Here is a 12964-nt window from a genome sequence, read left to right as displayed (position 1 = left end):
ATTCATTAATTTATGAAGCATATATTTATTATCACCTGTCTTTGCAGCACCGTGCTGTTCTCCTGTAAAAAGGACGCAGCTATTGGTCCGGCTATCGATATACCTGTGGACTATGTTTTGCCACAGGGTAATGCGCCGGCTGAAGCGAATGATAAAATTCAATCCCTTTACAATACATATGGCTCTTACTTCCTGTATAATTTCACACAAAAGGACTTTTTGTGGGTGCCGTCCACTGGTGGAGGGAATTCTAAAATAGATACAGCAGTACTGGGAAATCCTCAGTACACAATGGATATGCTGAATTTCCTCGATGATGTGTGGTTGAAGTTTTTACCGGAAGATTTCAAGAAAAAGGAAGGCATTCCCTATCGTGTGATGATGGCAGATACAATCAAACAATACCGTGTGGGATATCCGCCGGGAAGAGAGTATCTGTATTTCGACTATAAAGTAGTTGGTAAATCCATCACCTTTGCAGGCATGAACGCATCTCTGCGTACCATGTCATCAGCTGATAAAGTGACAAAAAGGAATGTATTGATACAAGTGATCTGGAACTATTATATCCAGAATAAGATCATAGATTTCCCATCTGCTTTCTATGACATCAGTGATTATGTGACTTACCCGGCATCCCCGATCAATGCATCCAACCCTGCCAATGTAGATGCATTCAGGCAGAGAGGATTTTTACCGGCATCATATGCGGCAAACGGAAATCCATCTGAGTGGTACTATGGCACCTATTCATGGCCACAGGCAAAAAGTAACGATCAGACAACATACCTTCTTGCTATCCTGACACGCACTGACGCGCAGATGGCATCATATCTTTCATATCCTATGATCAAACAGAAGTTCGACTTATTAGTGAACTACTATAAGTCAAAATTCAATATTGACGTGCGCGCCATCGCGAACGCCACTTATTGATCCCTAACACTTCCAATTGTCCGGGGTTATAGTCCCCCGGCAATTGGAAGCTCGTTACTCCCAGATCTTTATTCTTGCCAGTAATTGTGTAAGCCGGGCTTACGCCTGCTATTTTATTTATTAAACAATCCGTAATGAATGGAACATACTATCGTAAAAGTTGAAAACTTATCTCACCGCTACGCGTCACAGTGGGCGGTAAGAGATATAAATTTTGAGATCAGCAGCCAGGGCGTTGTGGGACTGCTAGGGTCTAACGGAGCTGGTAAATCTACCACAATGAATATCATCTGTGGGGTGCTGAAGCAGTCTAAAGGGGAGGTCTTTATTAATGGCGTCAACCTGAAAGAAGATCCTGTGGCTGCTAAACGCAATATTGGCTTTATGCCGCAAAAACTGCCATTGTATCTTGACTTTACGGTAGAGGAATACCTGACCTATTGCGCGGAACTGAGGATGGTAGAGAAAACGCAGATAAAGAAATCCGTGGCCGATGCACTGGAAAGATGCGGTGTGGCGCATTTCAGAGAGCGTCTGTTACGTAACCTCTCAGGTGGTTATCAGCAGCGTGTGGGCATTGCGCAGGCGATCGTACACAATCCGAAGTTTGTAGTATTGGATGAGCCTACCAATGGTCTGGACCCGAATCAGATAGTAGAAGTACGTAACCTGATCAAACAGATCGCACTGGACCGTGCCGTACTGCTTTCTACGCACATTCTCACAGAGGTACAGGCTACCTGCAGAGAGATCAAAATGATCGAAGAAGGACAGATGGTATTTTCCGGTTCACTGGAAATGTTTGATAACTACATAGAGCCCAATACACTTGTAGTAACACTGGATACGCCTCCTGTAAGTGATGCCCTGATGAGTGTGGAAGGTATCAGATCAGTGGAGCAGATAGCTCCTTTCCGATACCGTCTGGGTTATGATGGTGAAAAGAAAACACCACAACGCTTTGCTGCTGCCAGTGTGAGTCAGGATTGGGGACTGATGGAACTGATTATCGAGAAGAGCTCACTGGATGAAGTATTTGCCAGACTGTCGAAGAAAAAAAATAAATAAATCTGATAACAAGATATTCAATGAGACGTATTTTTAAGATCGCCAAGGCAGAATTGTTCACCTTGTTCTATTCGCCGATTGCCTGGATGATATTGGTGGTTTTCACCTTCCAGACCGGAATGGCCTTCGCTGAACATTTGCAGGAGGCTGTTCGCGCTAAAAACATCGGTTTTGGTAATTCCTTTATTACAGCAGGTATTTTCTCCGGTCCCCTCGGTTTATTTACAACCGTACAGGGCTATCTCTACCTGTATATGCCGTTGCTAACAATGGGTCTGATGAGCCGTGAACTGAGCAGTGGTTCCATTAAATTATTGTATTCTTCCCCTGTAACCTCTGCACAGATCATATATGGTAAATTCACCGCCATGATGCTCTATAGCCTGATGCTGATCGGTGTGCTGCTGATATATGTAGTGATAGGCATGTTTACAGTAGAAAATTTTGAACTGGCACCAGTATTATCAGGACTGCTGTCATTATACCTGCTGCTGTGTGCTTATGCAGCTATCGGTCTGTTCATGTCATGTCTTACTTCCTATCAGGTAGTTGCCGCATTAGGTACTCTGGTGCTGCTGGCTGCACTCAGTTACATGAAACAAGTAGGGCAGGATATTGATTTTGTCCGTGATATCACTTATTGGTTGTCTATTTCCGGTCGTTGTAATGAGATGATCATGGGTTTGATCTGTAGCGAAGATGTGCTGTATTTCATTATAGTGATCGCGATGTTCTTAACTCTGAGCATTCAGAAGTTACAGGCTAACCGTACGCATGCGTCATTCGCGGCAGTATGGGGAAAGTACGCGATAGTTGTGGTAGCAGCGATGGCGCTGGGATATGCTACTTCCCGCCCTATCCTCATGGCTTATTGTGATACGACAGAGACGAAACGTAATACACTGACCCCAAACAGCCAGGCTGTGATGGCGAAACTTGACGGAGATCTGACGATCACCACCTATGTAAATATCCTCGACAGGGAATATTACAACGGTATTCCAAGCCAGGTAAATGAAGATAAAGAACGTTTAAAACAGTATATCCGTTTCAAACCGGAAACCAAACTGAAATACGTTTACTACTACGATAAACCAAGCAATAATCCACGACTGGATTTTGTTTACAAGAATAAAACCCTTGCCGAAATGGCGGCCAAGGAAGCAGAGATCCGCGATCTGGATATCAACATGTTCCTGACACCTGAGCAGATCAAAAAACAGGTCAATCTGACCGATGAAGGCAATACCTTCGTTCGTCTGGTAGAAAGAGGTAACGGTCAGAAAGCATGGCTGAGGATCTACGAGGATATGATGAAGTTCCCTAATGAAGGAGAAGTAACCGCCATGTTCAAGAGAATGGTGATGAAGCTGCCTAAAATTGGTTTCTTGCAGGGACATGGAGAAAGAACCATCGAGGGCGACAGGATCAAAGACTATACACTCTTCTCTTCTGTAAAGACTTTCCGCTATGCACTGACCAATCAGGGTTGTGATGTGGAAGCACTGGACCTGACAGGTGATAAGGAAATACCAAAAGGTATTGATATCATTGTTATTTCAGATATGAAAGAAGCACTTGATAGCGCTACCAAAAAGAAACTGGACGTATACATCGCAAATGGTGGTAACCTCGCTATCACACTCAAACCGGGTTCTCCTGTAATGGAAGCTTTCATTGAGCAGTTTGGCGTAAAAACAATACCGGGTCAGCTGGTGCAGCCTAAAGTTGATGTGGCTGCGAATGTCGTAATATCCGTGCCTACACCGGCAGCTGAGAAAATCGCACCAATATACAAAGTGATGCGTGAGCAGCGCAGATATGTAGGAATGGTGAAAGGGGCTGGCCTGTTATTCAATCCTGAAAAAGGCTTTAAAGCAGTACCTGTATTACGGACGGTAGATACCATGACAACATGGAATGAGGTGAAAACCATCGACTTTGTAAATGATTCTGCTACATTGGACGTTGCCGCAGGCGAAAAAGTAGACAGCTTTGTAACTGCCTATGCCCTGTCAAGAAAAGTAGGTAACAAAGAACAGCGTATCATGATCCTGGGTGATGCCGATTGTATAAGTAACGGCGGTATGAACCCACCTATCAGACGTTATGGGGCTTCTAACTTCTCATTGATTCCCGGTATGTTCCATTGGTTATCTTATGGCACTGTACCAGTAGATGTAAGCCGTCCATCTTCTTCTGATAATGATATTTTCCTGTCTAAGGAAGGTGCGAAAGGATTGAAATATTTCCTCATGTGGGTTATTCCGGGCATCTTGTTAGTTGGTAGCACTATCTTACTGATCAGAAGAAAAAGAAAATAAAAATATTTGCTGGTATGGGCTTAATGACGGATAAACAAACACTGAATGATCTGAATATCTTCGGTAAAAGCGGTACGAATGGTGGCATATATGCCATTTTTAACCGTACGCATACAAGAGGAGGATCAGAGCTGCTGGAAGAGATGTTCCGTAATCCATTGTCGGAAGTAGATGCAGTGAATGCACGTAGTACTACTATTCGTTTATTTGGAGCTAACGGGATAGCGTTTCCTTATGATGCAATCTGGTTTGATGGTGCAGAGCAGTATCTGCTGGATACTGATGAACGCAGCCGTCTGAGTGATCAACAGGATAATCTGAAGAGAAAATTAAATCAGCTCATAGCAGGAGACAATGCGTATAAGGCGATTGAGAAAGGTGTAGAAAGCCTGATCGCAATTTTACAGACTACTATTCAGTTTGCTGATAATATACGCAGACAGATGACAGGCACTCCTTACAGTAAAGAGTTGGCCGTTATAGAAGAGCTCCTGAAAGAGAAAGAACTACAGGCGATCCTGCAGGAACCAGCCAAACAAAAATTACCTTTTGCCAAGGTAGCGGAGTATGATAAAATACTCCGCTTCCGGCAACGGGAGGTGATGAGCCGTCTGCTTCGTCTGCTTTATCAGACGGACGTTTACATCTCCGTAGCACGTATTGCAGCGGAGAAGAAATTCTCTTTCCCGCTGGCCTTACCGCGTGAACAGCAAACAGTTATTCTGGAAGATTTTTATCATCCTTCACTGACGGCGCCTGTGGCGAATACGATCAACATTACACCATCCAGTAACGTGATCTTTCTGACAGGTGCGAATATGGCCGGTAAATCTACTTTCATGAAAGCTTTGGGCATCTGTATGTATCTGGGGCAGATGGGCTTTCCGGTACCGGCTTCTAAAATGGAGTTTTCTGTAAGGGATGGCATCTTCACCACCATCAACCTGCCGGATAACCTGAGCATGGGCGCCAGTCACTTCTATGCAGAAGTACTGCGCATCAAAAACGTGGCGAGGGAGTTAAGCAGGGACAAGTATCTGTTTGTCATCTTTGATGAATTGTTCCGCGGAACAAACGTAAAGGATGCACATGAAGCGACTATCGCCGTGACCAGTGCAATCGCCCGTAGAAAGAACTGTATGTTCGTCGTTTCTACACACATCATTGAAGCAGGTGATGTATTGAAAGAAAAGTGTGAAAATATAAATTTCGTATTTCTGCCGACGCTGATGGAAGGTAATAAACCTGTGTATACGCATAAACTGCAATCAGGTATTACGGCTGACAGACATGGTATGGTAATTATTAAAAATGAAGGTATCCTGGATATCCTCGCCAGAAAAAAAGTAAATAAGAACGCATGAGCTTTATTGCAGACAAACAAACGTTAGACGATTTGTCCTTGTTAGGCAAATTTAATCCTGCTTCTGTTTTCAGTCTTTTTAATCAGGTGAAGACCAGAGGTGCAGAGAAATTACTGGATACTATGTTCCTGCATCCCTTATCGGATGTGGAAGCGATCAACAACAGAAGTGCTATCTTCCGCTATTTCAATGAGCATCCTGTCAGTTTCCCTTTTGATGAGAAACAACTGGAACGTATGGAATCCTATATGGATGAAGGCGGCGACGGAAGCTACGTAATGGCATTATGGGAATTAGGCAGAAAGAAAATAGCGGCGGTACTGGTAAAAGATGATACCTATGAACTGACCTTAACAGGCATAGATAGCAGCATTGCCGTATTAAAAGCCTGTGAAAAGCTCTTGAAACAGCTGGAACAGGAAGGACGGGATAAAGATCAACCATGGATGAAATGGTCGGAAATCGTACGTACTATCACGACAGATGCGCGCTTGAAAGATTTTTATAAACCTTCCAGGTCTTTAATGGAAAATGTCCGCTTGCATCATATGCTGACGGGTGTATTTCGTAGTCAGTTAAAGATGCTGCTCGAATTGCTGTATGAAACGGATCTGTATCTGGCAGTGGCGGGAGTTGCTAAAGCAAAGGGCTTCTCTTATGCACAGGCTTTCCCGAAAGAACGGAATATGCTGGAAGCGAAAGGTCTGAGACATCCCGGTCTTGATAAAGGGGTTGCTAACTCATTATCCTTTAATACAGCTACGAATGTGCTGTTTCTTACCGGTGCAAACATGGCGGGTAAGTCTACATTGATGAAATCCACCGGTATCCTCATATATCTCGCCCATATGGGATTTCCGGTAGCTGCAACAGAAGTGAAGTTCTCCGTGCTGGATGGCATCTATTCTTCTGTGAATGTCCCTGATGACCTGAACAAAGGATATAGTCACTTCTATGCGGAAGTGTTAAGGGTGAAAAAAGTGGCAGAAGAGGTAGCTACGGATAAATCTTTGTTTGTCATCTTTGACGAACTCTTCAAAGGTACGAACGTGAAAGATGCTTATGATGCCACACTGGCCGTAACAGAAGCTTTCACTGATTTTACAAATTGTTTCTTTATTATTTCCACGCACATATTTGAAGTCGGACATGCATTGAATAATGGTGGATCACAGATCGCGTTTGAATTCCTTCCAACCATCATGAACAATAACGTGCCACAGTATACATACCAGCTGCAGAAAGGTATCACTACTGACAGACAGGGCATGATCATTATTGAGAATGAAGGAATACTGGATATGTTATAGTCTAAATTGATAGTCCCTTAGGGGATATGTTACAACAAAAAAAACAAATTATGCACTATCGCCATTGGGCTGCTGCAGGGTTAATGCTGTTGCTGGTAAATGGAAAAGCAGCTTTTGCGCAACAGCAGGGCCAGCCTATGCCACTTGATACAGCAGTTCGTACAGGTAAGTTGCCAAACGGATTTACCTACTATATCCGTAGAAACGCAGAGCCGGAAAAAAGAGCTTTCTTTTATCTGGTAAACAAGGTAGGTTCTATTTTAGAAGATGAAGATCAACTGGGACTGGCACACTTCATGGAACACATGAACTTCAACGGTACCACACATTTTAAGAAGAATGACCTGATCGATTATCTGCAGAAAGCAGGAGTGCGATTCGGCGCTGATCTGAATGCCTATACTTCTTTTGATGAAACCGTATATCAGCTGCCTATTCCGACAGATAATCCTGCCATGGTAGGTAAAGGGTTAAATATCATGCGTGACTGGGCACAGGAAGCTATTCTGGATGCAGATGATGTTGATAAGGAAAGAGGTGTTATTCTCGAAGAGAAAAGATTACAGGAAGGAGTAGGTAACAGAATGCAACAGCAGACCATGCCTTTGCTGTTCAATCATTCAAGATACGCTGTCAGACAACCAATCGGTACCGACAGTATTCTAAAAAATTTCCCGGTAGCTGCTATTCACAGGTTCTACAAGGATTGGTACAGACCCAACCTGCAGGCCCTGATCGTAGTGGGTGACGTAAATGTGGACGCTGTTGAAAAACAGATCAAAAAGCAGTTTGCTGATCTGAAGAATCCAGCTAATGAACGTCCGCGTCCCGAATATAAAATTGAGCTGACCGGCAAAAATCAGTTCAAAACCATCACCGATCCGGAGTTGACAGCTACCGAACTGGAGATGCTGGTAAAACATCCGGGTTCCAAACTGATCACGACGGCTGATTACAGGAATGCCATGATAACATCCCTGTTCAATCAGATGCTGAGTCATAGAATAGGGGAGCTGAGCCAGCAGGAGAATCCTCCATACCTCGGCGTTAAAGCGGGTGTTGGTGGTTTTTCCGGTGGTCTGGAGCAATTCACTTATTCCATCACAGCAAAACCCGGTAAACTGCAGGAAGCATTTACAGATACCTGGCAGTTGATCGAGCAGGTAAAACGTTATGGTTTTACTCAGGCAGAACTGGATAGAGTGAAGCTGGCCTATGCGACAAGCATGGATGCAGCTAAGCAGGAGAAAAGCAAAACGCCTTCCAGCAGTTATGTGTCGGAATATCAGCGTTTGTTTCTTGATGGAGCGGCTGCACCGGGTTTCGATTGGGAGTATGATTTCGTAAAATCGACCTTGCCCGGTATCACTCTGGAAGATATTAAAGCGGTAGGTACCCGTTTTATTACGACGACCAACAGGGATATCTTCCTTGTTGCACCTGAAAAAGAAAAAGGTAATCTGCCTGATTCAGCTACTATCGAGAGCTGGTTTAACAAGATGGCCGTTGCTGCAATTAAACCTTATAACGATTCAACCGCTACCAGCGAGTTACTGAAAACAATTCCGGCTGGTGGTAAAGTAGTTGCACAATCTACGGTTGCCGCACTGGATATCAAACAGCTGACTCTGAGCAACGGTATCAAGGTTTGGCTGAAGTCTACCAACTATGCAAATGACCAGATTCAGTTTATGTCTTTTGCACCGGGCGGTATCAATAAATATTCAAATGAAGACTTTCCAACGGCTGCTAATACGATTGGTATCATCGGTGGCAGTGGTCTGGGTGACTATTCTCCGGTTCAGTTATCAAAAATGCTGAATGGAAAATCAGCTGCTGTAGGTGCATATATCGGTGGTCGCAGTCAGGGTATCAACGGCGGTTGCAGAACGGAGGATCTGGAAACAGCATTACAGCTGATTTACATGCGCTATACTGCTCCTCGTAAAGACCCTGTGTTATTCGGAAACGCTATTGCGCGTTCTAAAGAAGCTGTAAGGAACAGATACGATGATCCTAATAATGTGTTCAGAGATACTGTTAGCGCTGTATTGAGCAATTATAACTATCGTACGAGTCCGGTTACACTGGAAAGACTGGATAGTATCAATCTTGATAAAGCGTTAGCTATCTATAAAGATCGTTTTGCAGATGCTTCTCAGGCTAATTTCGTTTTTGTAGGCAACTTCAATGCAGATACGATCCAGCCGCTGTTGGAACGTTATCTTGGTGCATTACCGGCTTTGAATCTGAAGGAGAAAGGTGTTACCCTGCATGGACGGGTTCCTAAAGGTAAACTGGTTAAAGTAGTAGAAAAAGGGAAAGGTAATAAAGCAACTGTCTTACTGGTATATAATGGTGAGTGTGCATACAGTGCTGAAGAGAACCTGCAGCTGCAGGCACTGACAGAAGTATTGCAATACAGATTGCTGACCAGTCTGAGAGAAAAAGCAGGAGAGGTGTATACACCATCTGCACAGGGTAGTATGGTGAAAGAGCCTGATCAGCGATTTGCCATTAACGTATCTTTTGGCTGCGCACCGGAGCATGTGGATCATCTGGTTGGATTAGTAGCACAGGATATTGTTGATCTGCAGAGTAAAGGTGCTACCAGCGATGAATTAAAGAAGTTTAAAGCCGGATATAGAACGCAGATTGAACTGCAGGTGAAAAGCAATGAATTCTGGTTGCAATACATCGCAGGCAGACTGGAAAGAGAAGAAGAACTGAAAGCATTACCTGATGTAGAAAAGAGATTGAAGCAGATTACAGGTAGTTCTATTAAGTCCGCCGCAGGAAAATACCTGAGTGGTGAGAACGTTATCCAGTTTGTAGCATTACCGGAAAAGAGTGAAACGAAGTAGTTAAGATTGTCTGAATACATTGACCAGAATGCCGTTTATATTGTGGGGCGGCATTCTGGTTCTTGAGACTATGTTGATCATTTAGGTAAACGAGTGATGATCTGATAAATAATAGCAATCTGTTTTGGTTTTTTAACGCCAGGGAACACTTAGAGCGCACATTAGTGCGCTTTTTTATTGATATCATCCTGACAACTGTCAAACTCTTCTGTATGTATTTTTGGTTCGATTTATGTAGTTAGTGGGCTTTCGACTTTGTTAACCCAAGCTATACATTGTATGAAATGCATGTGTCTTAAATTAGTAGGAAATATATCCGTCATCTTGCTGCTAATGGCGTCAACGACTTACGGTCAGCAATCTGATGCCAGTTACCTAAAAGGGAAAAGTTATCTGAAAGAGAAGAATTTTGAGGCTGCTATTCAAAGTTTTACCGAGGCTATAAAAGCTCATCCGACTGATTCCGCATATGCAAATCTTGGTTTTGCCTATATTCAGCAGGGAGATGATAACAATGCGATCCTTGCTTTAAATAAAGCAATTGATCTCAATGGCAACTTTGCATGGGCTTACGGTCTTCGGGGATATCTTTATACTAAAATTGATGCCCCGGAATTATCCTTTAATGATTTCTCCAGAGCCATCGCGCTAAATGCAAAAGGTGGTGGCTTATCTGGTGGCCAACCGGGAGCATCAGACAAATCCGTTATCAGGGATTATACAAAGAAAATCGGGCAGGATCCGAAAGACGATAGTGCCTATGTGCAACGTGCGCGTGCCTATGAAAATCTGGAGAAGAACAAGCAGGCTATCAAAGATTATAAGAAAGCCATCGCGTTAAATCCGGAGAATACGGAAGCTTACTATGGACTGCAAAATCTTTATCTACAGGGTAAAGGACCTGAGAAAAGCCCTGCCTCTGCTGACTATATCGCAGATACAACAGAACAGTATACAGAGACTCAACCATTCACCCAATTATATGTCACACAGGGCACGGCATATTCTTCTCCTGAGGAAAGGTATGCGCTCACTATCAGCGATTATACGAAGGTAATTTCACTCTTTCCGGAAAACAGTGCCGCTTTTCGTGACCGCGGATATCTGTATGCGAAGCTAAACAAGATAGACTCCGCAATTGCTGATTTCACAAGTGCGATTACGCTCGATCCACAATCAGCTGTCACATTGGGCTATCGGGGAGCACTGTACATTGAAACCAATCAATTGGAACAGGCTATCGCTGATTTGTCTGCAGCGATTAAAATAGATCCGGACGCGCTGCAGAATTATTATAATCGCGGTCTTGCCCACTATCAAAAAGGTGCATATGAGTTGGCTATCGAAGACTTTACCGTGTTAATCACAAAAGGACTCCTAATGCGCTGGCTTACCGTTACCGGGGCAATCTTTATACATATATCAATAAACCGGCATTGGCGATCGCTGACATCACAATCTATCGATATAGCGCCCAAAGAAGCGGAGAGTTATGCAGTCCGTGGATTAGCATATGCCTTACAAAAGGACTATAAACAAGCCGTTCAGGATTTTAGCAGCTCTATCAGACTAGACCCGCGTAATAGGACGATATATGTGAATCGTGCGCTTGCTTATAAATATCTGAATAATTATAAAGCTGCTATTAAAGATATAGTCAGGCGATCGAACTGGATCCGAATGATACAGAAGTTTATAAGGAGCGGGGAGAGGTTTATGAGCAGATGGGGAAGAAGGAGCTGGCAGATGCTGATTTTAAGAGGGCAGGAGGTGTGGATTGATGAACAAATCAATAATTTGTGTCAGTATGTCCCCTTGAGCTATTATCATTGCATATGGATCAGATAATATCCTTACAAACCTGTTTACAACAAATCGGTACATTTTCCCCGGCGAACTGGAATTGATTGCCGCAAAATGCAGTCACCGGTATATCAATAAGAATAACTATCTCCTGCAACAAGGCGAAATTTGCAACTCGTCAGCTTTCTGCTGACCGGCGCTTGCTATGAGTTCCGCTCTGAAGAGACTGATGAAAACATCATCGAACTTTATTGCGAAAACGACTGCATCGTCAGTCCATCCAGTTTCTTTTTTCAAAACTGCTGAAAATCCAATAAGAGCCTCACAGATTGTGAAGTATTGACATTAAGCATACATACCTACATGAGCTCATCGGCATCTCTCCGGTATTTTTCCAGTTAGGTAAGATCCTGCAACCGGGATGGTTCCGGGTTGGTTTTTATGATCAGGGGATGTCTCCGCGGGGAAATATCATCACCTGATAACGCACAAACCACAGGTCATCCGGCTATTTCCCCTGAAGCTGATCGCCTCGTACCTTAAAATTACGCCCGAAACACTTAGCCGTATCCGCACGGCTCAGTAATTTCTGATTGTATCAAGCCGGACTTCGGAGAAAGAATCTCATCTTTGTTGCAGTACTTTAATAAATAGCTTAATTTATGATGACCGCCGTTCACCCAAAATTACCCATGAGGGATAAGATCGCTACAATAGATTTCTATATCAATAACTGGGATTCAGCATTTGGTGGGGATTATGACGGCTATCTGATGATAGAAAAGATCAGGTGCAAATTCATTTCTTCGAATATAAAGACCTCGATCCTGCGGCCAATTACGGACAGATCTATATCCGGACTAATGACATAGATAGGTTATACAAATTATGCTGGACAATAGCCTTCCCACCCATCCTAATGGACACTCCATGTAAACCATGGGGACAAAAGGAATTTTCAATGCTCGATCCGGATAACATCTGCTCACGTTCGGACAAACAGACCTGAGCCTGTTACCCGGAAGCCGGCATTTGCTGCAATATCAGCTAAATGATTGCCTGAATTGCAAAGGCGAACCTTCGCCTTCATCTTAAAAAACTTGCTAAACGATTGCGAATGCTCAAAGCCTAATGAAACGCAATTTCGAAACAGAAGATTCGTCGTAGACAATAACTCCTTCGATTTCTCCACCAGCTTCTCATGAATATACTGCTGCGCATTCTGTCCCATCAATGATCGTAGCATATCACTCAGATAGCTGGGAGAGAGGTGCAGCTGCTCCGCCAGAAACTGA

8 protein-coding genes and 1 pseudogene are annotated in these 12964 nt (G+C 43.5%); 8 read left to right on the top strand and 1 reads right to left on the bottom strand.

Annotated features, from left to right (window positions below; all coding sequences use genetic code 11):
- Nucleotides 1-12 precede the first annotated feature (12 nt).
- The 8 genes and pseudogenes from FEF09_RS25495 (at nt 13) to FEF09_RS35000 (ending at nt 11647) form a co-directional block, all read left to right on the top strand.
- Nucleotides 13-936 (top strand): hypothetical protein, encoded by a 924-nt coding sequence (locus FEF09_RS25495; RefSeq protein WP_146307730.1) that lies wholly within the window; start codon nt 13-15, stop codon nt 934-936.
- 138 nt (nt 937-1074) lie between these two features.
- Nucleotides 1075-2004, top strand: coding sequence for an ABC transporter ATP-binding protein (locus FEF09_RS25490; protein WP_146307729.1), 930 nt, complete (start codon nt 1075-1077; stop codon nt 2002-2004).
- Nucleotides 2005-2024: 20 nt separating this feature from the next.
- Nucleotides 2025-4328 carry a Gldg family protein gene (locus tag FEF09_RS25485; protein ID WP_146307728.1) on the top strand — a complete coding sequence of 768 codons (2304 nt, stop codon included), beginning with the start codon at nt 2025-2027 and terminating at the stop codon, nt 4326-4328.
- 14 nt (nt 4329-4342) lie between these two features.
- Nucleotides 4343-5692, top strand: a complete 1350-nt coding sequence (locus FEF09_RS25480; protein ID WP_146307727.1) for a MutS-related protein — start codon at nt 4343-4345, stop codon at nt 5690-5692.
- Nucleotides 5689-7002: a MutS-related protein gene (locus FEF09_RS25475; protein ID WP_146307726.1), complete on the top strand. Its 1314-nt coding sequence runs from the start codon at nt 5689-5691 to the stop codon at nt 7000-7002. Before FEF09_RS25480 ends, FEF09_RS25475 begins: the two co-directional genes overlap by 4 nt.
- A 50-nt stretch (nt 7003-7052) precedes the next feature.
- Nucleotides 7053-9866, top strand: a complete 2814-nt coding sequence (locus tag FEF09_RS25470; RefSeq protein ID WP_186774523.1) for a M16 family metallopeptidase — start codon at nt 7053-7055, stop codon at nt 9864-9866.
- A 279-nt stretch (nt 9867-10145) separates the two neighbouring features.
- Nucleotides 10146-11438 (top strand): annotated as a pseudogene (locus FEF09_RS25465) (tetratricopeptide repeat protein); the annotation flags it as partial.
- Between the two features lie 92 nt (nt 11439-11530).
- Complete coding sequence (locus FEF09_RS35000) at nt 11531-11647, top strand: hypothetical protein (RefSeq protein ID WP_409994886.1); 117 nt, start codon at nt 11531-11533, stop codon at nt 11645-11647.
- 1007 nt (nt 11648-12654) lie between these two features.
- Here FEF09_RS35000 and FEF09_RS25455 read toward each other — a convergent pair.
- On the bottom strand, nt 12655-12964 hold a 310-nt coding region (locus FEF09_RS25455), incomplete at its 5' end, for a helix-turn-helix domain-containing protein (RefSeq protein ID WP_261387777.1).

The organism is Chitinophaga pinensis, assembly GCF_007896845.1.
GTDB classification, from domain to species: Bacteria; Bacteroidota; Bacteroidia; order Chitinophagales; family Chitinophagaceae; genus Chitinophaga; species Chitinophaga pinensis_C.
The sequence above is the reverse complement of the archived record's forward strand: the minus strand, read 5'-3'. Positions and strand labels throughout refer to the sequence as shown.